The 24818-nt window shown below is 65.9% G+C and carries 22 protein-coding genes; 6 read left to right on the forward strand and 16 right to left on the reverse strand.

The window, feature by feature from the left end:
- The 4 genes from C8K14_RS09635 to C8K14_RS09650 form a co-directional block, all read right to left on the reverse strand.
- Complete coding sequence (locus tag C8K14_RS09635) at nucleotides 1-1302, reverse strand: serine hydrolase (RefSeq protein ID WP_107716483.1); 1302 nt, start codon at nucleotides 1300-1302, stop codon at nucleotides 1-3.
- A gap of 106 nt (nucleotides 1303-1408) precedes the next feature.
- Nucleotides 1409-3742: a TonB-dependent receptor gene (locus tag C8K14_RS09640; protein WP_158272929.1), complete on the reverse strand. Its 2334-nt coding sequence runs from the start codon at nucleotides 3740-3742 to the stop codon at nucleotides 1409-1411.
- 160 nt (nucleotides 3743-3902) lie between these two features.
- Nucleotides 3903-5060, reverse strand: a complete 1158-nt coding sequence (locus C8K14_RS09645) for a LuxR family transcriptional regulator (protein WP_107716485.1) — start codon at nucleotides 5058-5060, stop codon at nucleotides 3903-3905.
- 101 nt (nucleotides 5061-5161) lie between these two features.
- Entirely contained in the window at nucleotides 5162-5626 is a 465-nt protein-coding gene (locus C8K14_RS09650; RefSeq protein ID WP_107716486.1) for a hypothetical protein, read from the reverse strand.
- Nucleotides 5627-5797: 171 nt separating this feature from the next.
- On the opposite strand from C8K14_RS09650, the gene C8K14_RS09655 reads away from it, so the two are divergent.
- On the forward strand, nucleotides 5798-6958 hold the full coding sequence (locus C8K14_RS09655; RefSeq protein WP_107716487.1) for a pyridoxal phosphate-dependent aminotransferase: 1161 nt from the start codon (nucleotides 5798-5800) through the stop codon (nucleotides 6956-6958).
- 36 nt (nucleotides 6959-6994) lie between these two features.
- Here C8K14_RS09655 and C8K14_RS09660 read toward each other — a convergent pair whose 3' ends face one another.
- The 3 genes from C8K14_RS09660 to glmM all read right to left on the reverse strand — a co-directional run bounded on the left by C8K14_RS09660 (nucleotide 6995) and on the right by glmM (nucleotide 9879).
- Complete coding sequence (locus C8K14_RS09660; protein WP_107716488.1) at nucleotides 6995-8233, reverse strand: DUF3422 domain-containing protein; 1239 nt, start codon at nucleotides 8231-8233, stop codon at nucleotides 6995-6997.
- A 66-nt stretch (nucleotides 8234-8299) separates the two neighbouring features.
- A complete protein-coding gene (locus C8K14_RS09665) occupies nucleotides 8300-8524 on the reverse strand; it encodes a DUF1272 domain-containing protein (RefSeq protein ID WP_022675443.1) in 225 nt (74 codons plus the stop codon).
- Nucleotides 8525-8538: 14 nt separating this feature from the next.
- Entirely contained in the window at nucleotides 8539-9879 is a 1341-nt protein-coding gene (gene glmM / locus C8K14_RS09670) for a phosphoglucosamine mutase (protein ID WP_028657638.1), read from the reverse strand.
- Between the two features lie 79 nt (nucleotides 9880-9958).
- Between glmM and C8K14_RS09675 the strand changes: the two genes are divergently transcribed.
- Together C8K14_RS09675 and C8K14_RS09680 are read left to right on the forward strand one after the other, a co-directional pair.
- On the forward strand, nucleotides 9959-11248 hold the full coding sequence (locus tag C8K14_RS09675; protein WP_171797132.1) for a dicarboxylate/amino acid:cation symporter: 1290 nt from the start codon (nucleotides 9959-9961) through the stop codon (nucleotides 11246-11248).
- A 136-nt stretch (nucleotides 11249-11384) separates the two neighbouring features.
- On the forward strand, nucleotides 11385-11999 hold the full coding sequence (locus tag C8K14_RS09680; RefSeq protein ID WP_107716490.1) for a superoxide dismutase: 615 nt from the start codon (nucleotides 11385-11387) through the stop codon (nucleotides 11997-11999).
- Nucleotides 12000-12074: 75 nt separating this feature from the next.
- Here C8K14_RS09680 and C8K14_RS09685 read toward each other — a convergent pair whose 3' ends face one another.
- The 3 genes from C8K14_RS09685 to C8K14_RS23220 all read right to left on the reverse strand — a co-directional run bounded on the left by C8K14_RS09685 (nucleotide 12075) and on the right by C8K14_RS23220 (nucleotide 14410).
- Nucleotides 12075-13346 (reverse strand): AI-2E family transporter, encoded by a 1272-nt coding sequence (locus C8K14_RS09685; protein ID WP_233250998.1) that lies wholly within the window; start codon nucleotides 13344-13346, stop codon nucleotides 12075-12077.
- A gap of 187 nt (nucleotides 13347-13533) precedes the next feature.
- On the reverse strand, nucleotides 13534-14160 hold the full coding sequence (locus tag C8K14_RS09690) for a sigma-70 family RNA polymerase sigma factor (protein WP_028657704.1): 627 nt from the start codon (nucleotides 14158-14160) through the stop codon (nucleotides 13534-13536).
- Nucleotides 14153-14410: a NepR family anti-sigma factor gene (locus C8K14_RS23220; protein WP_369974355.1), complete on the reverse strand. Its 258-nt coding sequence runs from the start codon at nucleotides 14408-14410 to the stop codon at nucleotides 14153-14155. Before C8K14_RS23220 ends, C8K14_RS09690 begins: the two co-directional genes overlap by 8 nt.
- 362 nt (nucleotides 14411-14772) lie before the next feature.
- On the opposite strand from C8K14_RS23220, the gene C8K14_RS09695 reads away from it, so the two are divergent.
- Complete coding sequence (locus tag C8K14_RS09695) at nucleotides 14773-16407, forward strand: CHASE domain-containing protein (RefSeq protein ID WP_233251006.1); 1635 nt, start codon at nucleotides 14773-14775, stop codon at nucleotides 16405-16407.
- Nucleotides 16408-16529: 122 nt separating this feature from the next.
- On the opposite strand, the gene C8K14_RS09700 is transcribed toward C8K14_RS09695, so the two are convergent.
- Together C8K14_RS09700 and C8K14_RS09705 are read right to left on the reverse strand one after the other, a co-directional pair.
- Entirely contained in the window at nucleotides 16530-17330 is an 801-nt protein-coding gene (locus C8K14_RS09700; RefSeq protein ID WP_022675674.1) for a response regulator, read from the reverse strand.
- A gap of 122 nt (nucleotides 17331-17452) precedes the next feature.
- Nucleotides 17453-17809, reverse strand: a complete 357-nt coding sequence (locus tag C8K14_RS09705; protein WP_107716492.1) for a response regulator transcription factor — start codon at nucleotides 17807-17809, stop codon at nucleotides 17453-17455.
- A gap of 283 nt (nucleotides 17810-18092) precedes the next feature.
- Here C8K14_RS09705 and C8K14_RS09710 point away from each other — a divergent pair, with 283 nt between their 5' ends.
- Nucleotides 18093-18785, forward strand: coding sequence for a Crp/Fnr family transcriptional regulator (locus C8K14_RS09710; protein ID WP_051146283.1), 693 nt, complete (start codon nucleotides 18093-18095; stop codon nucleotides 18783-18785).
- 251 nt (nucleotides 18786-19036) lie between these two features.
- On the opposite strand, the gene C8K14_RS09715 is transcribed toward C8K14_RS09710, so the two are convergent.
- Both C8K14_RS09715 and C8K14_RS09720 read right to left on the reverse strand, forming a co-directional pair.
- Nucleotides 19037-19486 (reverse strand): response regulator, encoded by a 450-nt coding sequence (locus C8K14_RS09715; protein WP_022675677.1) that lies wholly within the window; start codon nucleotides 19484-19486, stop codon nucleotides 19037-19039.
- 142 nt (nucleotides 19487-19628) lie between these two features.
- A complete protein-coding gene (locus C8K14_RS09720) occupies nucleotides 19629-20786 on the reverse strand; it encodes an N-acetyltransferase (protein WP_054131881.1) in 1158 nt (385 codons plus the stop codon).
- 156 nt (nucleotides 20787-20942) lie between these two features.
- Between C8K14_RS09720 and C8K14_RS09725 the strand changes: the two genes are divergently transcribed.
- Complete coding sequence (locus C8K14_RS09725) at nucleotides 20943-22103, forward strand: fatty acid desaturase (protein ID WP_233250999.1); 1161 nt, start codon at nucleotides 20943-20945, stop codon at nucleotides 22101-22103.
- 64 nt (nucleotides 22104-22167) lie between these two features.
- Here C8K14_RS09725 and lptG read toward each other — a convergent pair whose 3' ends face one another.
- Together lptG and lptF are read right to left on the reverse strand one after the other, a co-directional pair.
- Nucleotides 22168-23268, reverse strand: a complete 1101-nt coding sequence (gene lptG / locus C8K14_RS09730; protein ID WP_054131808.1) for an LPS export ABC transporter permease LptG — start codon at nucleotides 23266-23268, stop codon at nucleotides 22168-22170.
- Nucleotides 23258-24499, reverse strand: coding sequence for an LPS export ABC transporter permease LptF (gene lptF / locus C8K14_RS09735; RefSeq protein ID WP_022675681.1), 1242 nt, complete (start codon nucleotides 24497-24499; stop codon nucleotides 23258-23260). Before lptF ends, lptG begins: the two co-directional genes overlap by 11 nt.
- Between the last annotated feature and the right edge of the window lie 319 nt (nucleotides 24500-24818).

Below are 24818 nucleotides of genomic sequence, written 5' to 3' on the forward strand. Positions count from 1 at the left end.
TTACGGCTTGGGCGCGGTGGCCGACCAGTTCACCAGCGTCTTGAAATAGGCCAGCGTTTCTTCCAGCGCGCGATTGCCCAGGTCCGATCCTTCGGGCGGGAAGAAGCTGAGCTTGACGATCACCGTGCGCGTGGCGGGGTGGACGTAGATGAACTGCCCCTGGAGGCCGAGCGCGGTATAGGCGCCGGTATCGTCGACCTTCCACCACTGGAAGCCATAGCCGGAGCGGGCGAAGGGATCGGTCACGCTGGCCGGCGGCGGCGGCGTGCCGGGATCGGCATTGGGCACCATCGCGGTTGCCTGGTGGACCCAGTCGGCTGGCAGGATCTGGCGGCCGTTGAACTTGCCTTCGTCGAGCATCATCTGCCCCAGGCGGGCAAAATCGCGCAGCGTGGCGTTATAGCCCATGCCGTTAAGCTCGCGCCCCACGCCCGGCGCGCCATCGGCCAGCCAGAAGCCATAGGATTCCATGCCCATCGGCTGCCACAGGGTGTTGGTCATGTAGGTGGCCAGCGGCTGCTTGGTCGCGCGTTCGAGAATCCAGCCCAGCACGCTGGTATCGAGCGTGGAATAGTTGAAGTGGCTGCCCGGCTTCCATTTGCGGCCCAGGCGCGGCGCGGTGTCGGCAAAGCGTTCGGTGTTGGCGACGATGGCGTTGAGGAAGATCTTGGCGGCCACGCTGGGCGTTGCGCCAAAGTCATAGCGTTCCTCGTAATCCACGCCCGAGCGCATCTGGAGCAACTGGCGGATCGTTACCCCGTCATAGCCCGACCCCTTGAGTTCGGGGACATAGTCGGTGGCGGGCTGGTCGATCGACTTGATGAAGCCCTGGTTGACCGCGATGCCGACCATGATCGAGGTGATCGACTTGGCCATCGAGAACGAGATGTAGTGCGTGCTGGCATCGGTGTTGTTGCGATAGCTTTCGTGCACGATCTTGCCGTCGCGCATCACCAGCAGGGCATTGGTGAAAGTGCGGTCTTCCCACTGGTCCTCGGTCATTTTCGTGGTGCCGAGCACGGCATCGGGCAGGGCCTGGTCCACGCGGGGCAGCGCGGCGATCGGGCCGGAACGCGGCACCGGGCGGGTCTGGAACAGCTGATCCATGGTGTGGAAGGTCAGCATGTTTTCCGGCGCTTCGAGCATGTGGGTGCGCGCGGCGGCCAGGTTGGGCGGTACCTGGCCATTGGGCAGGACATGGGGCGGCGCGGTTTGCGCCAGGGCGGGCGTGGCGAATGCCTGGGCCAGGGCGAGGGTGGCGCTGGCCAGCGCGAGCGCGGCCTTCTTGCGGGGGAAAACCATGGGGAAGCAGCCTTTGCAGCAGGGAAGGAACAAGGGAAAAGTGGCCGGAAGCATCAGGGTGCTTCCGGCCCAGTGCAGGGGGTGCCCCTTGGCGGGGCACCCGGCATTACTGGCGCATCAGCAGGGTGAGGCCGAACGTGCGCGGGCGCTGTGACAGGTTGCGATAGGTGCCAACGCCGCTCACCTCGATCGAGCGGGACAGGATCGTGGTTTCGTTGGTCAGGTTGTCGACAAACAGCGAGAGATCATAGGCGCCCTTGCGCAGCCCGGCGCGCAGGCTGGCATAGTGCACCTGGGGCAGGGCATAGGCGCCGGGATCATAGCTGCTGGTGCTGCTGTCGGTGACGGCCGACATCCTGGCCTTGCTCTTGTACGAATAGTCGGCGCGCAGATAGGCCGTGGCGCTGCCGACCGGCGCTTCATAATTGGCGCCGATCGTGGCCGTCCACGGATGGGTTTCCAGGTGATCACCCACTGCGGCGATCAGCTGGCCGGCCTGGGGATTGGGCTGGCCGCTGACATTCTGGGTCAGGTGCGCGTCGGTATAGGCCAGCGTTCCATCCAGGGTGAACGCGGGGCTGATCCGGGCCGTCGCCTGGATGTCGAAGCCCTGGCTGCGTGCCTTGCCCAGGTTGGCAGTGAACTGCGCGCCGCAATGCTGGAGATAGACGTTCTGCTGAATGTTGCTCCAATCCACGTGGTAGGCGCTGGCTGCCAGGCTGACCCCGCCCACGCGCGTCTTGGCGCCGGCTTCATAGCTCCACAGGCTGTCGGACTTGTAGGTGCTGGGCACATTGGCAAAGCCATAGTTGGCAAGGTCCGTCCCGCACTGGCTGAGCGGCACCGGCGCATTGGTGCCGCCGATGCGATAGCCCTTGGCCGCCGTGGCATAAATCAGCGTGGTTGGCGTGGCCTGCCAGTTGAGCGCGAACTTGGGCGTGACCGGGTTTTCGCTGACCGACTGCTGGTCCTGCAACTGATAGCCCGAGACTGGGCCCTGGAACAGCGAATTGCCTTCGAACTTGGTGTGCGCCACGCGCACCCCGGCGGTTACCTTGAGAGTGTCGGTCAGCTTGAGCGACCCTTCGGCAAAACCGGCCAGCTGTTCGTCGGCGCCGCGTCCGCTCCCAGCCAGCGAATAGAGCCCATCGACCAGCGGCACGCCGAGCACCACTTCGGGCGGCACGCCGCCAAAAATGTCGGCAAAGTTGGGATCATAGACCTGTTCGGCGAAATGCTGGACCGACTTGGCATAAAAGCCGCCGATCACCCAGGTGAAGCGCGCATTGGCGTTGGTGGATTGCAGGCGCACTTCCTGGGTGAACGTGCGCTGGTCGTTGCGCATATAGGCCAGGGCCTTGTGATCGGTGCCGACCCAGGGCGTGCCGGCAAAGACCGCCGGCCAGATTGTGGAATAGTCGATCTCGCCGCTTTGATCGCGCACATAGTAAGAGGTGTTGCTGATCAACTGCGCGCCGCCGAGATCGGCGCTGATGTTGAGCGCGGGCAGATAGAAGCGATCGCGATCGGGCGAGCCATTGGGCGCCCCGCTGACGTACTGGCCCTTGCTGGGGTTGGACAGCGCCTTGTAGCCCGGATCGCTGGGAGCGAGGCCGTTGTTTTCCCACCATGGGCTGGTGTCGTTGTTGACGCGCTTTTGGTAATAGAGCGAGGGCGTGATTTCGACGCCATCGACCGGCGCCCACTTCAGCGCAAAGCGCGCCACTTGCGTCCAGCTCGAATTGACGTTCTTGAGATAGGGCGCGTTGGTCAGGATGGGATTGGCATCCTGCCGGTCGATCCACCCGCCATCGTGGCGATACCACACGCTGGCCGCCAGACCGAGCTTGTCGCGCACCAGCGGCGCGGTGATCGATACGCCGAGCTCGCCCGAGGCGGCGCCGCCCTGCGTGGCCGAGGCTTCGGCGCGGCCATAGATATGCGTGTCGGTCAGGCTGGGCTGGGTGGTGATGAAGCGCACCGTGCCGCCTTCCGAACCGGCGCCGAACAGCGTGCCCTGCGGCCCGCGCAGCACTTCCACGCGCGCCAGATCGAACACCGCGGGAAAGGCGTTGGTGGTTGAATAGCCCACGACGCGGCTCTGGATAGGGGTATCGTCGATATAGACGCCGGTGGTGGCCGCCCCCACGGTGGAACTGATGCCGCGAATGGCGATGTTGGTCTGGTTGCCGAAACCGTTGGGATCGAACTGGATGCCCGGCGTCTGCCGCACGACGCCCGAAATGTCCTTGATGCCGCGCGCATCGAGCGAGGCCTGGCTGAGCGCGGTGACCGATTGCGGCACTTTGCTCAGCGATTCGGCGCGGCGGGTGGCCGTGACCACGATTTCGCCGGGGGCGGCATCGGCGCTTGTTGCAGTTGCCGGCGTGCCGCTGCCATCCTGCGCCAGTGCCGGCCCGCTGCTCCAGGCCAGGGCCATGGCCACGGGAGCGCCTGCGAACGAATGGAAATGTCTGGGCTGCATCTTCTATCCCTCATGCTGCGGCGGTTTGGAACGCGTCCGTTCCGCCTTGTCGCGGGGGATGATGGGGCCAGAGGTTGCGGCCCTGCACCTCCCATATGGGATATAGTCTGCGATCTCAGTTTGGGCGTGGCGGAACGGGTACCGGGGGCAGGGTGCCGTTGCCCTGGGCCGAGAGCGAATGCAGGATCAGGCGAACGAGATCGGCCTGGCGCCCGGTGCCGGTCTTGCCGAACAGCTGCTTGAGCTGGATGCGCGCGGTGCCGGTGGTAATACCGCGGCGGGCGGCATATTCGCTGACCGTGTCGCCCGCGGCCAGGGCAGCGGCCAGTTGCGCTTCTGCTCCCGTCAGGCGGAACAGGCGCGCCAGGGCTGATGGCACGATCTGGACGCGGCGTTCCGGCGCCGCGATCAGCAGCAGCACTTCATCGCGCGCGGCCGCACCGATGCCGGCCTGGTTGGCGCCCGACACGGCCCGCACATGCAGCGGATCGTCTCCCGGGCTGCCCAATGCCAGCACATCGGCATGGCCGACGGCGGCATCGGCAACCAGCGCCTTGAGCGCGGCATTGGCTTGCGCGTTGTGCGCGGTCAGCATGCCGTTGCGCACGCCCAGGTGCCGGTTATAGGCGAGGAGCGTCTCGGCCACCGGATTGCTCCATGCCACGCGCAGCGTGCGATCGCAGCTGGTCATGGCCAGGTCGGTGGCGCTGATCGCCTGTTCCAGCGTGCGCACCCGCGCCGCGTTTTCCGAGGTTTTGAGCCACAGGCTGACCGCCTGGCTGAGGTGGGGCTGCAACTGCTGCAGGAATTCCACCTCGCCGGCGTTGACGTCGCGGTCATCACCGGGCTTGCGATGGAACACCAGCGAGAAATGGCTGTTCGGGCTGAGGCCGAAATCGACCCAGAACGCCGGCCCCAATCCGCAGCGCGCCAACCCTTCGCGCATGGCGCGATGTTCGTTTTCGGAATGATCCAGGCTTTGGAAATCACTGCCGATCCCGGTATCGGGATGGCGCAGCGCGCGTTGGCGATGAAAGCGGGGATTGGCGCCGGAATTGGCCCAGGAATCGTGAATGGCCGCATGGCGCAACGATACCGAATCCCGCGCCGTCCACACCTGTTGCAGGCAGGAGCGGGCCGAAGACAGCACCTGCGCCACCACGCTTTCCAGGCCCATGCGATCGCGCAGCGTATCGAGCACGACCTGCCAACGCGCCTCATGCTCTACCGAGCCGTAGAGGTCGAGCAGCAGCGAAGAGTCCGAATGCGTCATGGGCAGCCTGGTCCGGGCTATGTCAGGATGTTGCTGTACCCCATGCCCGCTGCCAAGGCAAAGGGTCGCTGTTGCCCACCACGCCCAGGGCGGCGGGGCGTTCAGCCCTGCGGCGCGGCGACCAGGCCGACGATGCCAAGCGCCAGCGCAACGACGATCATGGCGAGCGCCAGGCGCCGCCGCCGTCGCAGCGCACGGGCGGCGCGGCCATGGCTGCCCGTGCGCTGCGAGGCGGCCTGCCAATCCCATCCCTGGCCATCGATCCATTTGCGGATTTCCTGCCCGGCCAAGGTCCACACGCCGGCCGCCAGCAGGGCGCAGGCCAGCGCGACCAGCGCCAGCGGCGCGGCAGGAATACCGGCGCCGGTGGCGGTTCGGCATTGTGCCAGGCTGGCGCGTGCCTGGGCCGTGGTGCAAGGGCCGCTGGCATTGGCCGTGTCCAGCGGGTTTCCGGCAAGGTCGGTGGTCTGCGCGGCGTTGACCGGCGTGGCCGGCCCGGCGGGAATGCCGTTGTCCTGGCTCTGCCCCGCCGTGGCGGCGTCTCGGTGTTGCCCAGAGTGTGCCATCGATCATCGCCTGTTGCGTGGTGTTACCGGCAAGGCAGGTGCCTGACGCCCGCCAAACCGCCGATGGCGGGCAGATTACGGCTGGTTCATCCGCCTGTCAGTCCCGCAGGTTCCGCCATCACCATGGGTGGATATACCCGCCGCCCGAATCGTGTTACCCGCACGGCCCCCATGACTGCACAGATCGAACCCTTTCACGCCATTGCCGTTTCCACCCTGGCGCACCGTATCGCCGCCGACGCGGCTGCGGCCGGCCGGCCGGTGATCCACATGGAATTCGGCCAGCCCTCCACTAGCGCGCCCGCGGCCGCGATTGCCCGTGCCCATCACGTGCTGGATACCCAGGCGCAGGGCTATTGGGAAAGCCAGGCGCTGAAAGAGCGCATTGCCCGGCATTACCAGGACACCGCCGGCGTCACGCTCGATCCGGCGCAGGTGGTACTGACCTGTGGTGCCTCGCCGGCGCTGGTCATGGCGCTGACCCTGCGCTTTGCCCCCGGTGCGCGGGTGGCGATCGCCCGGCCCGGCTATGTCGCCTATCGCAATACCCTGCGTGCGCTGCACATGGAGCCGGTCGAACTGGTGTGTGGCCCGCAGGAACGCTTCAACGTCACCGCCGCTGCCCTGGCGGCCATGGAGCCGGCCCCCGACGGGTTGATCCTGGCCAGCCCGGCCAACCCCACCGGCACAGTGATCGCACCCGATGAACTGGCGGCCATCGTCCAGGTCTGCCAGACACGCGGCATCGCGGTGATCAGCGACGAGATCTATCACGGCCTCACCTATGACGGTGCGCAGGCGCAGACCCTGCTTGCCGTCGATCCCGAGGCGGTGATCATCAACAGCTTTTCCAAGTACTTCTCGATGCCGGGTTGGCGCCTTGGCTGGCTGGTGGTGCCGCCCGCGCTGGTCGACCAGGCCCGTGCGCGGATGGGCAACCTGTTCCTTACCCCGCCGGTGCTCAGCCAGAATGCCGGGCTGGTGGCATTCGAATGCCAGGACGAGTTACAGGGCCATGTCGCCGCCTATGCGCGCAACCGCCAACTCGTGCTTGATGCCTTGCCGGCGCTGGGCCTGGCCCGCATCGCCCCGCCCGATGGCGCATTCTATGTCTGGGCCGATATCGGCCACCTGACCGACGATTCGATGGCGTTCTGCCTCAAGCTGCTGGAAGATACCGGCGTGGCCACGGCACCGGGGATCGATTTCGATCCGGTCGAAGGGCGCCGCTTCTTCCGCATCAGCTTTGCCGTTTCCACCGCCGAGGTGGAAGACGCGCTGGCGCGGATGAAGCCGTGGTTTGCCGCGCGGATGGCCGAAGCGGCAGTCTGAACCGTAATATCCATGCTATCATCGATAGCGCGGATATCACGGTGAGGGCTGATCGAGTACCTGGCGGCGGGCATGGCGCAGTGCCAGCCAGGTCGCCAGCATCACCAGCGGGGTGATCACCCCCACCGCAAGGCGCGCATCGAAGTGCACCAGGCTTTCCCCGCCTTCCAGCACATGGCCGATCAGCGCCGTGGCATAATAGCTGATCCCCACCACCGACAGCCCTTCGACCAGGTGTTGCAGGCGCAACTGGCGCACCGCGCTGCGTTCGAGCGAGGCGAGCAGCGCGCCGTTCTGGTTTTCGATGCGGGTCTCGATGCGGGCGCGCAGCAGGGCGGTAAACTGCCCGGCGCGCGCCGCCACCTGGCGTTCGCGACGGGAAAATGCGGCGCAAGTGCGCACCGCCGGCAGGAAGCGGCGCTGGGTAAATTCGCCCAGCGAGAGAAAGCCGGGAATCGGGCGCGGCGCCAGATCGGCCAGCCGTTCTTCCACCAGCAGGGCATAGGCGGCAGTCGCGCTCATGCGGTAGTCGGTGGCACTGGCCACGGCGGCAATCGCCAGCGACAGGCCGGAAAGCTGGTCCATCAGGTCATCGTCGCGCACATCGTCGCGGGTCAGCGCCTCGCCCAGGCGGCGCAGGACTGCTTCGGCCTGGTCCAGCCGGGGCCAGGCCGCGCGCGCCACTGGCAGGCCGAGCAGTGCCAGGTTGCGATAGCTGCTCAATTCCTGCAACCGCTGCACCGCGCGGGTCAGGTCGCCCCCTTCCAACCCGCATGCGGCCACCAGCATGCGGCCATAGCCATCCTCGCCGATGTGAAAGTCTGACCAGATGCGCATCGGCCCGGCCACGTGGCACGAGACCAGGTCATCGTGCACCAGGCCCATGGCCGGCATCACCTGGGCGGCGGCGGCCTCGTCGGCCACGATCACCAGCCGCGTGGCGCGCACCGTCGCGCCGGGCAGGCTTTCCATCCAGGCAGTCGCATCAGCAAGATCGACGTCGCATGGGGCAAACAGCGTCTGGGTGCTGGCCTCGCTATGCCGTTCCCAGGTGAACGATACGCCACCGGCCAGGGTGCCCGAAACGTGGCGGCGATCGGCGCGGCGTACCTCGCCACCTTCGGGCATGGCTGCCCAGGCTGCCCACTCGGCATCGCGCGCGGCATCGTCCACCAGCCGCACCTGCTGCACCACCTGCATCGGCGCGCGCAGCACGGGCCAGCGACGCAGATGCATCTCGTTCACGATCTGCCGACGCCATTCGTGTTCGTGCATGGCTGTTGCCCTCTTCCCTGGCGCAATCATGCGCGCAGGGGAGAGGGCGTGCAAGTGTACTCGGGTCTAAGGCTTGTAGCGCCGTTCGCGCGCGGGCGGGTACTTGGCGTGGAGCGCCTTGGCCCGCGTTGGGCGGTCCATCAGTTCGCCCTGGCAGTTGGGGCAGCGGTCATCGAGGTCTTCGGCGCATTCGGCGCAGAACGTGCATTCCATCGAGCAGATGAAAGCGCCGGGCGCTTCGGCGGGAAGCTCGGTGCCGCAGTTCTGGCAATCGGGGTGCATGGCAAGCATGTCTGGTTCTCCGCTCAGGCCGCAGCCTTGCGCACGGCATTGCAGATGGCGTCGACCACTTCAGCCACTTCCTCGGCATCGTCGGCCTCGGCCATGACGCGGATCACCGGCTCGGTGCCCGAGGGGCGGATGACCAGGCGGCCGCGGCCAGCGAGCCGCGCCTCGGCCTGGGCGATGGCCTCCTGCACGCTTTCGGCCTCGAGCGGCTTGCCGCCGGCAAAGCGCACGTTCTTGAGCAGTTGCGGCACGGGATCGAACAGGTGCAGCGTCTGGCTGGCCGGCTTGCCGCTGGAAACCAGCGCGGCCAAGACCTGCAACGCCGCGATCGTGCCATCGCCGGTGGTGGCGTGATCGGTCAGGATCATGTGGCCGGACTGTTCACCACCCACGTTGAACCCGCCTTCGCGCATCTTTTCCAGCACGTGGCGATCGCCCACGGCGGTGCGCACCAGGTCCAGCCCCTTGCTGCGCAGGAAGCGTTCGAGGCCCAGGTTCGACATCACGGTGGCGACCACGCCGCCGCCGGTTAGCGCGCCGCGTGCGGCGAGCTGGCTGCCGATCAGCGCCATGATCTGGTCACCATCGACCGTCTGGCCCTTTTCATCGACCACGATCAGGCGGTCGGCATCGCCATCGAGGGCGATGCCGATATCGGCGCGCACTTCGCGCACCTTGGCCTTGATCGCGTCGAGGTGGGTGGAGCCGACATTGAGGTTGATGTTCTTGCCATTGGGCTCAACCCCGATGGCGATCACTTCGGCGCCGAGTTCCCACAGCGCCGAGGGCGCCACGGTATAGGCCGCGCCATTGGCGCAATCGACCACGATGCGCAGCCCGTCGAGGCGCAGGTTATGCGGCAGCGAGGCCTTGACCGCGTGGATATAGCGACCGCGCGCATCCTCAATGCGGCGGGCACGGCCCACTTCGCTGGCCGGCGCCAGGTCAAGCTCATCCTCCAGCATGGCCTCGATCGCCAGTTCGTCTTCATCCGACAGCTTGAAGCCATCCGGGCCGAACAGCTTGATCCCGTTGTCTTCGAACGGGTTGTGGCTGGCCGAGATCATCACGCCGACATCGGCGCGCATTTCGCGCGTGAGCATAGCGACGGCGGGCGTGGGCATCGGGCCGAGCAGGACCACGTCCATGCCCACGCTGGTGAACCCGGCGGTCATCGCGTTTTCCAGCATATAGCCCGACAGGCGGGTGTCCTTGCCGATCACCACGCGGTGGCGATGATCGCCCCGCTGGAAATAGGTGCCGGCGGCCTGGCCCACTTTCATGGCGGTTGCCGCGGTCATCACCCCGGCATTGGTCCGGCCCCGGATGCCATCGGTGCCGAAGAATTTTCGTCCCATCGCGAAGATCTTGTCCCTTTGCCTGGCGCCACCAAGGCGCCATTGCATGTGCCTCCTACACCATTATTCTCACCATGGCATGAACCAAGCGATTACCGATCCGTCATCCGCTCCCGAAGGGGGGCTTCCACCCATGGCCCATGTACCGGCCCTGTGGATCTTCCTGGGGCTGGTCGGCGGGCTGGCGCTGGGCCTGGCGCTCGCCTTTGCCGCGCCGGCCGCGCTGCCGCCGATCCTGGCTGTGGCCGGGCCGGTGGGCGATCTGTGGCTGCGCGCGCTGCGGGCCACGATCATGCCGCTGGTGGTGGCGCTGCTGTTCACCGGCGTGGTGCAGACCGTAGCGGCCGCGCGCGCCGGGGCGATGGCGCGGCGCGCGCTGGCCTGGTTCATGGTCGTGCTGGTGGGCGGCTCGGCCATGGCCGGTCTGTTCACACCCACGCTGCTGGCGCTGGTGCCGATCCCGCAAGGCGCGGGCGCGGCGCTGCGCGCCAATGTCGGCGCGGCGGCCGCGGGCACGGCCACGACCATGCCGGCGTTCGGCGATTTCATCACCTCGATGGTGCCGGTCAACGTGTTCACCTCCGCAGCGGCCGATGCGGTCCTGCCGGTGATCCTGTTCACCGGTATGTTCGCCATGGCCGCCACGCGGCTGCGCAGCGCGCAACGGCAAAGCCTGACAGTCTTTTTCGAAGGCATTGCCGGGGCGATGCTGGTGGTGATCGGCTGGGTGCTGTGGTGCGGGCCGGTGGGCGTTTTCGCGCTTAGCCTGGTGGTGGCGGCCAAGAGCGGCACTGCCGCGATCGGCGCGCTGGCGCACTATGTGGTGATCGTGGCGCTGACCGGCACGGTGGTGTTCCTGGCGGCCTATCCGCTGGCGGTGCTGGGCGGGCGCCTGCCGCTGATCCGCTTTGCCCGCGCGATGCTGCCGGCGCAGGCGCTGGCGCTGTCCACGCAGTCCTCGCTCGCCTCGCTGCCGGCCATGCTCAACGCCTGCCGCACCCTGGGCCTGCGCGATGCGACCAGCGAACTGGTCTTGCCGCTGGCCGTGGCGCTGTTTCGCGGCACCGGGCCGGCCATGAACTTTGCCGTGGCGATCTATGTGGCGCACTGGTTTGGCGTGCCGGTGGATGGCTGGCACATGCTGGCTGGCTTTGCCGTGGCCAGCGTGATGAGCTTTGGCGCGGTGAGCCTGCCGGGCACGATCAGCTTCGTCACCTCGATCGGCCCGATCGCGCTGGCCATGGGCGTACCGGTGGAGCCGCTCGCGCTGCTGGTGGCGGTGGAAATGCTGCCCGATCTGATGCGCACGCTGGGCAATGTGACGATGGACGTGGCGGTGACGGCCGCCGTGGCCGCGCACGAGGATTGATCAGTTTGCGCTTGCAGCACGATCAGAAAAATTCACTGGAAATCGCTGTCAAATGCCATAGGCCGCAATGGCAACCGATGCCCGCCTGAGGCGTTGGTTTGGCATTGCCGATTTTCCCTGACGAAACGGAGCGACCATGGCGATTTCCCTTCTCCCGCTGCCCTATGCCGACAGCGCGCTGGACCCCACGATCTCGGCAGTGACCCTGCAGACCCACCACGGCAAGCATCACAAGGCCTATGTCGACAAGACCAATGCCGCCATCGACGGCACCGATCTGGCCGACAAGAGCCTGGAAGACATCGTCGCTGCCGCGCAAGCCAAGGGTGACAAGGGCCTGTTCAACAACTCTGCCCAGACCTGGAACCACGGTTTCTACTGGCACAGCCTGACCCCGGAAACGACCGAACCGACCGGTGACCTTGCCGCCGCGATCGAAGCATCGTTCGGCTCGCTCGATGCGCTCAAGGCCGAACTGGCCGCGCAGGGCGCCGCGCACTTTGCCTCGGGCTGGGTGTGGCTGGTGGCCAAGGATGGCAAGCTGGCGGTCGAACAGACCCACGACGCTGCCACCTATTCCGACCTCGGCGGCAACCCGCTGCTGGTGATCGACCTGTGGGAACACGCCTATTACGTCGATTACAAGAACCTGCGTCCCGACTATCTCAAGGGCGTGATCGAAAAGCACCTGAACTGGGGCTTTGCCGCCGAAAACCTCGGCCGCGGTTCGCTCTGGGCCTATCCGGCCTGATCATCGCGCCGCGATGACGACATGAAAAAGGGCAGGCCACGCGGCCTGCCCTTTTTTGTATGCGGCGCGGTTGGGTCAGGCGCCTTGTGGCGTGCGCGGGTGCAACGGGCGGCCGGTCTCGTCACTGGCCATGTCACCCTCGTGCCCGGCATAGTCTTCGGGATGGCGCAGTTCATCCTGCGCGATCAGGCCCGGCTGGAACAGCGGCTCGCCAAACAGGAAGCCGACCAGGTTCGGCCGGCCCAGGTGATCGACCAGCGCGGTAAGCGTCAGCAGGATCGGCACCGACAGCAGCGCCCCCAGCGTGCCCCAGATCCACGAGAAATAGCTGATCGAGATCAGGATCGAGACCGGATTGAGCGTGAGCCGCGCGCCCAGGATCGAGGGCGTGACGAAGTTGGCCTCCACCGCATGCAGGCCGAGGAACGCCAGCGCCGGCAGCAGGCCAAGCGCCACCGTGCTGGCCGTGCCGACACCGACCAGGGTGAGCAGCGCGACCATGACCAGGGGCCCGACATAGGGCAGGAAATTGAGCACGAAGGCGAGCCCGCCCCACATGATCGGCGCGGAAAAGCCGAAGGCCCACGATCCTGCGGCCACGATCGTGCCCACGCCCAGATTGATCTGCGCGACGGTGAGAATGTACGAGGCGACGCGATCCTGCACCGCGCGGATCACGCGGGCGATGCGGACCGAGGCGCCAAAGCTGTGGCGATCGAACAGCAGGCGCCGCTTGGTGCGGATGCGCGATTCGATCATGAAGAACGTCAGCAGGAACGTCAGCAGCACTTCGATCAGCACGCTCGGCGTGGCAAAGGCCACCTGTTCGATCACCGAGGGTGATGCCACTACCACTTCGCGCGTGGCTGTAGAGCCGGTCAGGCGGGCGATCTGGCGGTTGATGTCGTTCATCCACGCCAGGTTGCTGCGCAGTTCGGCAAAGCGCAGCGAGACGCGGCGCGCCATGGCCGGCACCTGGTCCACCATGTCGTAGGCCGGCTGCAGGATCAGCGACAGCGCCACGACCACCACCGCGATCAACAGCAGCAGGGCCAGAAACGAAGCGAGCATGTTGGGCAGGCCCAGCCGCACCAGGCGATCCGCCGCTGGGGCCAGCACGATCGTCAGCACGATCGCGGTGACCGGGGGCAGGAACACTACCGATCCGATCGACAGCACGAACGGCAGGCCAAAGAACAGCCCCAGCCCCAGCAGCAACAGGATGGCCGATTGCAGGCGGGCTTGCTGCGTCTGCACGCCCGGTTCGGCGTGCAAGAGCGCATCCGGCGCGGCAGGCGGCGCGGCGGAGAGGGGATCGGGATCGCTGATGGAATCGCTGATGGACAAGGGGGGCACGGCCTGAATCTGGCGATGATTCGCCTTTCGCCGTCTTGGGCTTGCGCCGGGGCGCAATCAAGGGGCTGGCGGTGATGCGGCCGCGCTTTGCCGCGTGACTGGTGCAGTGCTGCCCAGGCCAAGGCAGGGGCGGCCCCAGCCCGATCGCGGGCCGGGGCCAGAACCGCCAGCGTAACCGTCAGTGGCCAGACTGAACCGTGGTATCAAGCTCGTGCATGATCGCATCGTGTGCCACGGCATCACCCGTGCTGCGACGCGGCAGCTGCCCGGTATCGATCATCTGCGCAAGGGCGGCGCGGGCGCGGCCGACGCGGCTCTTGATCGTGCCCACGGCGCATTGGCAAATCTGCGCGGCTTCTTCGTAGGAGAAACCACCGGCGCCGACGAGCAGCAGGGCCTCGCGCCGCTCGGGCGGGAGGGTGAGCAGTGCGCGGTGCATGTCCGACAGGTGCAGCGGGCTTTCCTGCCCGGCGGGCGCGACGAGCACGCGTTCGGCCACCGTCTCGTCATACTCCGCGCGAAAGCGGTTGCGGCGCATGTCGGTGAGATAAGCGTTGCGCAGGATCACGAAGGTCCAGGCGCGCATCGAGGTGCCCGGCTCGAACCGTTCCTGCGCGGCCCAGGCCTTGAGCAGGGTTTCCTGCACCAGGTCATCCGCCAGGTCGGGACGGCCGCACAGACCACGCGCAAAGGCGCGCAGGTGCGGGATGACACCGGTCAGTTCGCGTTTGAAAGCAACGGCGTTGCGGGCGGAGGCAGCGGTATCGCCCTTGGTGTCTGCCGACGGGCGTGGGGCATCAGCCATGCGCATCGCCGTCCAGCTTGTCGAGCAACTGCGCGAAGCTGTCGGGCAAGGGTTCTTCTACGACGGAATCGTAGAGTCGGCGCAAACCGTCCGCCCACTCGGGCGAGTTCGCCCGCGCGCTGGTGCGACGTCGGGTCCCCGGGTTTTTCATAGGTTTATCTTTCGACATTCGCTTTCGGCTTCGCCTCCCCCCATGGGTCTTGCGGATGAACGGATCGGATGTGCCTGACGCGGCTGGCCGTTTGTCCATGCATAGACCATGGGGCCGCCAGAATCACAGGTGCCCGATGTCTTGGGTTATCGGTCTTGGGTTGTTGCGCATGTGGAACGAAACCGCTCGCAATCGGTTCCCGCCAAAATCACCAAGACCGTGCCGGAAGCCCGGCGCGGCGCTTTGCGCTGTGAAAACCACATAATTGTCGGCCAGTTGCGGGCACAGGTGCTTGCGCCGTGCGTTGCATCGGGCATGATCAGGCGGCATGGGCTAAGCAGGCGCACGCCGCACGTTTTGGGTATGGCAAGGTAAAGGGATCGCACGGGCACGTGGAGAAACTGCTCTCCCAGAAAAATCTGGCCCCAAGATGGTACGAGCGCTTTCCGCGGGCCTTGCCGGTGGGAATCTTCACGCTGACCATGGCCGTGACCGCGCTCAGCGTTTTCGCGATCGAGCGGGCGGACCGTCAGCGCGAGATTGCCCAGCTGGACAAGGTGGCCCAGGAGGTGTCGTCCGGCCTTGAACGGCGTGCCAACGGCAACGCCGCCTATCTGCGTTCTGCGGCTGCCCTGTTTGCCACGCGCCGCTCGGTCGAAGCCTCGCTGTTCCGCTCTTTCGTTGGCCAGTTGCAGATGGAAGGCAGCGCCAGCGGCGTCAACGGCATTGGCTGGGGCATGCGCGTTGCGAGCGAAGACGTGCCCATGGTGGAGCGCGTAATGCGCAGCGGCGGCGGCCATGTAGACGGTGCGCCGATGCTGCCAACGCCGCCGTTTGCGGTGCGGCCGGCCGATTTTGCCAAGCGTGGCTATGCCGTGCCGGTCATGTACCTGGTGCCCGAAACCGCGCGCAACCGCCAGTCGATCGGCTTTGACATGGCCAGCGATCCGGTGCGCCGCGTGGCCATGGATCGCGCAGAGCTGGAAGAGCGGCCGATCGTTTCGGGCAAGCTGCAGCTGGTGCATGCCGGCCATGTCAGCGACCAGGTTGGCTTTGTCATGTACATGCCGGTGTTCGGCGCCAGCCGTGATGACGGCAGCCGCACCCTGCGCGGGTTCGTGTTCACGCCATTTGCCGCCGATGAATTCCTGCGGACCTCGCTGCCAACCGATCCTGATACGCCGCTGGGCGTGCGCCTCTACGATGGCACCGAAACCAATGCCGATCTGCTTGCCCAGGAAAGCCCTGCCGCGCGGTCGGGGCGGGTCGTGCGCCGCTGGGTCGATGTGGCGGGGCGGCGCTGGCTGCTGGTGGTGGAAGCGCCGCCGGCTATGGTGCTGAGCATGCTGTCGGTCATGACGCTGCTGTTCGGCCTGCCGGTGGCAACGTTGCTGCTGGTCCTTGCGCGGCTGGTCAGCCAGCAGGTGGCCGAAGACCGTTTGGCCCTGGCCTGGTTCGAACAGCAATCCTCGATCCGCGATTCGCTGACGCGCGAATTGAACCACCGCGTGAAGAACACGCTGGCCAACGTGCTGTCGATCATCGCATTGACCCGCCGCCGCGCGCGCGATCTCGACAGCTTTGTCGAAAGTTTGGAAGGGCGCATTCGCGCGCTTTCGGCCACGCACGATCTGCTCACCCAGTCGGATTGGGGCGCCACGCCGGTGGATCTGGTGATCCGCGCCGAACTGGCTCCCTATGCCCAGGGCGCCGACCACCATGTCGACATGGGCGGGCCCGATGTGCAACTGGCGCCCAACGATGCGTTGTCTTTGGGCCTGGCGATTCATGAACTGGCGACCAACGCGGCCAAGTATGGCGCGCTCAGCGTGCCCGGCGGCCGGGTGGAAGTGCGCTGGGAATTGGCGGGCGAAACCACCGCGCGGATTTCCTGGCGGGAGCATGGCGGGCCGGCGATCGATCCCAAGGCGGGGCGCAAGCGTGGCTTTGGCACCGACCTGATCGAAAAGATCGTCGCCCACGAACTGCGCAATCCGGTGGACCTGCGGTTCGAAGCCGACGGTGTGCGCTGCACCCTGATCATTCCAGTGCGCGAGCGTGGCTCTTTTGCCATCCGCGAGGGCCGGCCGGTCTAAGGCCGGTTCATCAAGGGCGCCGCCCGCGAGCGCGGAAATGGCGCATGAAAAAGGCCGGACCAACTGGGTCCGGCCTTTCCCGAGGGAACTGTTAGAGCACCCCTGGCGGGGTGGCCGCTAAATCAAGAGAGCGGGCGGCTGGAGCCGAAGAACAGCGCCTGGCTGATCGCGGCGCGCACGGTCGCTTCCTGGAACGGCTTGGTGATGAGGTAGGTCGGCTCGGGCCGGTCACCGGTCAGCAGGCGTTCGGGATAGGCGGTAATGAAAATCACCGGCACATCGACCAGCTTGAGGATATCGTCCACCGCGTCGAGGCCCGAAGAGCCATCGGCCAGCTGGATATCGGCGAGCACCAGGCCCGGCGTTTCGCGGCTGGCAATGTCGCGCGCTTGGGTGCGGGTGGCGGCCATGCCGCACACGTCGTGGCCCAGCGAGCGGACGAGGTCTTCCAGCTGCATCGAGATCAGCGGCTCGTCTTCGATGATCAGCACGCTGGTCGAGGACTCGCGGTCGATTTCCTCGATCGCTTCCTGCACCAGGGCTTCGACATCGGCCGGCGTGCGGTCGAGAATTTCGGCCACTTCGGCAACCGAGAAATCTTCGAGCGTGACCAGCAGCAGCGCCTGGCGGTTGGCCGGCGTAATGTGTGCCAGGCGTTCCTGCGCGGCGGTTTCGTGCAGGCCCAGATCGCTACCGCCGGAATGATCCAGGGTATCGACGAACGCACTCGACCAGACCTTGTTGAAGGCTCGATAGAGCGCCACGCGGCCTTCGCCGATGGCACTGCGCAGGTCTGCATCGGCAAGAGCCGCTTCCAGCGTGGCACGCACAAAGGCATCGCCGGTCTGCTGGCTTCCGGTCAAAGCCCGGGCATAGCGGCGCAGATAGGGAAGATTGGTAGCTACTTTGGCGCCCAGCGACATTTAAACCCCTTCCTGGATACGCAATGCACCCCTCAATGCCTTACGCCGGTTTCGGTTCCCGAACCAATATGCGTTTTTGCATCGACGGGTGCGGCATGCAGATAGGCACGCCGCTGTGCCGCTCACTTTTGCGGATCGAACACACCGGTGGCCCAATCAGCCAGTTCCCAAACGCCGACCGGCTTGGGAAAGCGCGGCACGCCCGCCAGCGAGGCCGGGATCATGCCCGAATCTGCCCCGGAAATCAGCGCCACGGTACAATCTTGCGCAATGAGGTGCAGCGCCAGCGGCGCGGAATGGCCATCGGGCAGGCGCAGGTCGAGCAGGGCAGCCCGCGGCGTCTCTTGCGCGACCAGGGCTTCGGCTTCGGCAATGTCCACGGCCACGGCCACGCGAAATCCGCGTTCGGTCAGCTCGTCCTCGATTTCCATCGCAACCAGCACGTTGTCTTCCAGCACCAGAATGTAATCGGTAATCATTGCAACGCGCTCCGGCGCGCAGGCAGCGGGTGGGGGGCTTGGCTGGCCTGCGGCGGCGCGCTCTATCCGGGAACCGGGAACTCGTTTATGTCATTTGACATAGCCGTGGGACCGGACATGCCCGATCATGGCGCCCAACAGGGTGGCCGTTGCCGGGTAGGCAGGAGTGTAAGACAGCGTGCACAGAGGAGGCGGAAGCGCCGGCGGCGGCCAGGGTGCCGTAGATATCCGGCAATTGAATCAACCGTGCCGTACCTGTCCGCTGCGCGATCGGCCCGGGCTGGTGGCCCCCGATACGGCGCAGCGCGAATGGATCGAGCGCCATCGCAGTGGCGAACGCAGCGTGGCGCGCGGCGAGGAAGTGCTGCGCCAGGGTGCGCCGGGTGATCGGCTGTTCACCGTGCTGGAAGGCGTGTTGATGCGCTATCGCCTGCTCGAGGATGGGCGCCGGCAGGTGGTCAACATCATGTTTCCAGGCGATCTGGTCGGTCTGCAGGCCGCATTCGATGGCGAGATGAGCCATGGCGTCACCGCGCTCACCGATACGCGGCTGTGCATGTTCCCGCGCGATCGCTTCATGGAACTGGTTACGGCGCAACCCCGCTTTGCCTATGACGTGATCTGGCTTTCGGCGCGCGAGGAAGATGCGTTGGAGCAGCACCTGGTGGCGCTGGGCCAGCGCCCCGCGCGCGAGCGCGTGGCCTATCTGGCGTTGTGGCTGGTGGAGCGCGGCTTGCAGACCGGCATCGCGCCGCAGATCGGCCCGTCTGCCACGTTGCGCGTGCCGATCACGCAGGGCCAGGTGGCCGATATGCTGGGCCTGTCGCTGGTGCATACCAACCGCACGTTGCAGGCGCTGCGCAAGGCTGGCCAGGTGGATTGGATGGGCACGGGCATCCACATTCCCCGCCTGGACAATGTGCGGGCGATGGTTGGTTTCGATCCCCAGGGCTTGCCGAAAAGACCTTACATCTAAGGTGCTTGGCTGGAGAGTTTTGGGGATTGGGGCGAAATTGCAAAATAATGCCGATTTTTTTCGGCGAGGTGGGAACCGATTTCGGGGCACCCCGTTAAAGGCATGTCACCGCCGAGACCCCCCCTCCCGTCCAAGCGGCTGGTGATACGATCCCGAAGGCCTCCGCCAATCCCCGGCGGAGGCCTTTTTCGTGGGCGTGTACGCACAGCGACACACGCGGTGCGCCCGGTGGCTGTAACCCCTGACCGTGATCAGCGCGTCAAAGCATTGCGCAGGCGGCCGAGCAGGCCGCCCTGGCGGCCATGGCGCTGCACCAGGCTGGCCAGGGCATCGGGTGGAAAGGGCTTGGCCAGCACGTGGCCGAGTTCGGCGATGTGCGGTGGGATGCTTTCCGGCGTGCCGGTGGAAAAGATGATCAGCGGTGGATTCGGGCTGATCGCCATGGCCAGTTCCGCCAGGGCCCAGCCGTCGTCACGATCGGCCAGGTGCACATCGAGCACGAGGATGGAGGGACGCAGGCGCTGCATCTCGATCAGGGCCTGGGCGGTGGTGTGGCAGGTGGCCACGGTATCCGCCCCGGCCTGGGCCAGGCTGTCGGCCATGGCCAGCGCCACGATGGCCTCATCCTCGACCACCAGGGCATTGCCCAACCCGCCGCCGGCCGGGCCGGATGGCGCGCCGGGATGACCGAACAATTGCATGGCCTGCTTTCCCTTCTCCGGCCGCCTTGCACGCGGGTGCAAGGGCCGGCGCCCAAGTGGGGCTTGCCTTGGCCTATGCAAGGCTAACCCGCCGGGAACAACGCCTGTTGCGCCCGCGCGTTCCGCAGGCGCGGGCGGTGGATCAAAGCGCGCGTTCGTAGATCGTATAGCGCTTGTTGACGTGGCTATCGATCGCGTCGGCAATGGCGATCATCCCCTGGTTGTCATCCAGGATCCAGCCGATTTCCCCGCGCGAGGCGCCATAGTGCTGCACCGAATTGCGCCGGATATATTCGATCATCATGAAGGCCAGCTGGCTCGCGAGGCGCGAGGATTGCAGCTTCTTGCGTACGCCCATCAGTGGCACGCGCATGGTGCGGCAACGCGGCTTGTTCAGCCAGCGCAGCAGCTTGATCCAGTTGAACGGAAACAGCTTTCCGCCCATCGGCTTCATCACTTCGTTGAGATCGGGCAGCGTCATCATGAAGGCCACCGGCTCACCTTCGTACTCGGCCACCATGATCAGGTCTTCGCGCACGATCGGCTTGAACTTCTTGCCGGCATAGCCGATCTCGGTCTGGGTAAACGGCACGAAGCCCCAGTTGTCCGACCAGGCATCGTTGAGGATGTCGAGAATGATCGCCGCTTCGCTGTCGAACTTGCTCTTGTCGACATTGCGGATGCGGATCTTGGCGTTCTTCTCGCCCGATTGCACGATGCGCTGGATCAGCGGCGGAAACTGCTTGGTGATGTCCAGCTCATAGGTCAACAACTGCTTGGCCGGGGTATAGGGCAGCGCTTCGATATAGTGCTGATAGCGTTCGCTCTGGTGGCCCATCATCACCGTGGGCGGATGGTCAAAGCCCAGCGTCAACTGGCCCGGCTCTTCCCAGACCGACATCGACAGCGGCGCGAGCACGCGGGTCATGCCCTTGGCGCGCAGCCACTCTTCGGCCCGCGCGATCAGGGCGTGGGCGGTGCTTTCGTCTTCCGCTTCCAGCAGGCCCCAGTTGCCGGTGCCAGGTCCCATGCCCTGTACCGGGTCCATCGCCACGGCAAGGTGATCGATATGGGCGGAAATGCGGCCAACGATGCGGCCGTCGCGCCGCGCCAGGAACAGCTGCACATCGGCGTGTTCGAAGAACGGGTTCTTGCCCGGAGTGATCAGTTCCATCGCTTCCATGCGCAGCGGCGGCACCCAGTTGGGGTCAGATGCGTTGATGCGATAGGCCAGATCGACAAAGGCGGCCCGTTCGGCCTTGTTTGCAACGGGGGTGATGACTACTTCGCCTGCCACGATATCGCCTTTGTTTTGAGTTATACGCGCGCTGTCCCGGATGCCTGCGGTGCTATCCGGTGACTTGTCAAGCCGGACGAGCCCAGGCGGACCGGCGATCACCCGCCAGGCAGATTTTTTGCCTGGTGTAACATGGGTTTCTTGGGAACCGTTTTTGCCATGCTTGTCACCGAATTTGCTGAACAGAGCGACGCACCTGCTGCTGCGGCCTCCGCTGCGCCAGCTGCCACGCTCCCCGCTGCGACGTCCACGCCTGCCCATCGCGCGCCCGGCCTTGCCGGCACGCCCGAGGACAAGGAGATGCTGCGCGCTGCGGCCGAATTGACGCGGGATATCGCCCGCGCCCGGCCGGAAATCTATTGGCCCGACATGCTGGTGTCGGCGCTGCTCGGCTATGGCGCGCTGGGCCTGGCGATTGCCACCGCGCTGCGCGGCGGCAACTGGGGCGTGGTCGTGGCGCTCGGGGTGTTCTCGGCCCTCGCGCTCTATCGCGCGCTGCTGTTCATCCATGAACTGACGCATATGCATCGCGATGCCCTGCCGGGTTTCCGCTTCGTCTGGAATCTGGTGGTTGGCATTCCGGTGCTGATGCCCTCGTTCATGTATGAAGGCGTGCATTCGCTGCACCACTCGCGCATCCGCTATGGCACCAGCGAAGACCCGGAATACCTACCGCTGGCGCTGATGAAGCCCTGGTCGCTGCCGCTGTTCACCGCCACCGCGCTGCTGCTGCCGGTCGGCCTCTTGCTGCGTTCGGCTGTGCTGGTGCCGCTGGGCGTGATCGTGCCGCCGCTGCGCACGCTGGTGTGGGAGCGCGCCTCTTCGCTCTCGATCAATCCCGGCTTCCGCCGGCGCAAGCCGGAAGGCGCCATGGCGCGCATGGTGTTCTGGCAGGAACTGGGCGCCACGCTGTGGGCCTGGGCCGTGCTGGGCTGGTCGGCCACGCATGGCTGGCTGCCGCTGCTGATCGCGCTGGGCGTGATCGCGCTGGCCGCGCTGCTCAACCAGGTGCGCACGCTGGTGGCCCACCTGTGGGAGAACGAAGGCGAGCAGATGACCGTGACCGGGCAATACCTCGATTCGGTCAACGTGCCGCCGCCGGGCGTATGGGGCGCGATGTGGGCACCGGTGGGCCTGCGCTATCACGCGCTGCACCACTTGCTGCCGTCGATGCCCTATCACTCGCTAGCCGAATGCCACCGTCGCCTGCGCGGCCATCTTGGGCTGGAATCGACCTATGAGCGGGCCAACTATGCCGGGCTGTTTCCGCTGCTCGCGCGGCTGGTGCGCTCGACCATGGGCACGCGCGCCAAGGGCTGACGTTTCACCAGCAGTCGAGCCCTGAAAAAGCCCCGCGCCGGTCTTGTCCGGCGCGGGGCTTTTTTCATTCCTCGGTGCGGATCAGCACGGCCTCACCGATCAGGAAAAAGAGCACGAAGGGCGCCCAGGCCGCGATCAGCGGCGGGTATCCGCCAAAGCTGCCCATGGCGAGCGCGGCATTGTCGACCACGAAATAGGCAAAGCCCAGCGCCATGCCGATCACCGCGCGCATGAACAGCTGGCCCGAGCGGGCCAGGCCAAAGCCCGCCACCGCGCCGAGCAGCGGCATGAGCATGGCCGACAGCGGGCCGGAAATCTTGTGCCACCAGCGGCTTTCCAGCTCGCTGGTGCTGTGCCCGGCAGCGCGGATCGCCTGGATCGAGCCGGTCAGGTGCCACAACGATTCGGCATCGGCATCGGCCTTGCGGATGAGGATCTGGGTGGGCGTAACCCCGGTGGCGAACACGGCATCGCCATTATCCTGGGTGCGCCGCGCGCTCTGCACGTCAAACGTGGTGGGCCGAGTCAGGCGCCAGCCGGGATTGGCATAGGTGGCGGCCGGCGAGCGGACGATCTCGGTGACCATGCCGGTGGGATCGCGGCGATGCCAGGTTACGTCGGTCATGCGCATGGCATTGCCCTCGCCAGTCACCGTGCGGGCATAGAGAATGTTGGGCCCATCCTGTAGCCAGACGTTGCTGCGCACCTGGGTATCGGTGGGCAGGGGGCCATAATTGGCCGCCTGCCAGGCCTTGAGCGTGGCGGTGGAGCGCGTGACGATCCGCTCGTTGAACGCGAAATTGCCGATCGCGATCACGCCGGCCACCAGGAACAGCGGCGCCAGCACCTGGTGTGCCGACAGGCCTGAGGCCTTCATCGCAATCACTTCGCTGTTCTGGTTGAGCGTGAACAGCGTGATGATCGTGGCCAGCAGCACCGAATAGGGCAGGAACTTGGCCACCAGCTGCGGCGCGCGCAGGCCCACATAGGTGAGCAGCTGCGCCTGGCCATTGCCAGGATGGGCCAGGATCTCGCCGCTTTCGCCCAGCAGATCGAGCATCTGCAGGACCAGGACCAGCATCAGCAGCACGGCGACGACGCGCGCGGCAAACATCTTGCCGATGTAGCGCGTCATCGTCGCGGATGGAAAGATATCAAGCTGCAAGGCTATCGTCCTGTGCTGCCGGGTCGATCATGTCGCCACGGCGGCGGCGCGCGAACAGCTTGCGCACGCGGCTGGCAACCTTGGCAAAGGCGGTTTCGAGCGCGCCGATCGGCTGGCCACCGGGCACATAGGCCAGGCGCCAGTACATCCAGATGATCAGTGCGGCAAAGAGCGCGAACGGTCCCCACAGCGCCAGGGCAGGATCAAGCCGGCCCAGGCTGGCGACATCCTGCCCATATTCGTTGACCTTGTGATAGGCCACCACCATCACGATGGACAGGAACACCCCCAACGCCGAGGTGGAGCGCTTGGGCGGGACGGCCAGGGCCACGGCCAGCAGCGGCAGCAGGAACATCATCACCACTTCCACCAAACGGTAGTTGAGGCTGGCCTTGCTCTTGTTGCGCATGTCCTGCGAATAGGCCTTGTTCCAGCCAATCTTGAGCAGCTCGGGCAGGATGTATTCGCGGTCCTTGTCGCCGCGCTGGCGGAACTGGGCGATCTTGGGCAGGTCGATCGGCAGATCGTGTGACGCGAAAGTCAGCACGCGCGGCGAGGCCAGGTCGGGCCCATCCTGGACGATCTGGCCGTCGGTCAAGCGCAGGATGATCGTGTCGCGGTTCTCGCGGTTGGCAAAGAACTGCCCCTCGCGGGCGGAGATGGTCATGGTCTGGCCCTTGGGCGTGACCAGGCGGGCAAAGATACCCTCCAGATCGCGCCCGTCGTCGCGGCTGGAATCGACGCGCAGTGCGGTGCGATCCTGCAACGCGTTGAATTCCCCTACCTTGATCGAGGCACCCAGCGCGCCAGAGCCCAGCTCGTACTGCAATTCCTCGTAGTAGTAGCGACTCAGGGGCTGGATATAGCCCACGATCAGCAGGTTGACCCCAGCCAGCACCAGCGTGAAGAGATAAGGCACCCGCAGCAGGCGGGTATAGGACAGGCCCACCGCGCGCATCACGTCGAGTTCCGAACTGGTCGCCAGTTTGCGGAAGGCGAACAGGATGCCGAGCATCAGCCCCAGCGGAATGGCGAGGCTCGCATATTCCGGGAAGAGGTTGATCAGCATCTTGAACACGACCGTGACCGGCCCGCCCTCGGTGGCGACAAAGTCAAACAGCCGCAGCATCTTGTCCAGCACCAGCAGCGATGCTGCCAGGACGAACACGGCCAGCATGGGCACGATCACCAGGCGGGCGATGTACCTGTCGATGGCGCTGAGGAATTTCACGTTCGGGCGTTTCACCGTGTGGGCGTCAAGGGGCAAGCAACGTCGCCCGGGGGCGCCGTGCAGGTGTCCGTGTCGGTTAGCCCGCTTCGCGGCGATGCGAAAGGCGAAAATGCCGCACCAGCGGGGCTGGCTACTCCTGCCGTGACAAAGGGGCGTTTAATAACTAAAGTTATTGCCTGTCCCCTTGATTGATAATAGTGCTGCCACGCGAGCCTCCTGGCGCGGCGTTTGGCACAAGGCGCAAAGGTTGCCGCTGGCCATCGGGAACGCCCATGGCTGCGGTGGGTTCCGCCAAAATACAACGCACCGAGGCCGAAAT

This window comes from Novosphingobium sp. GV079 (genome assembly GCF_003058045.1).
Taxonomy (GTDB): Bacteria; Pseudomonadota; Alphaproteobacteria; order Sphingomonadales; family Sphingomonadaceae; genus Novosphingobium; species Novosphingobium capsulatum.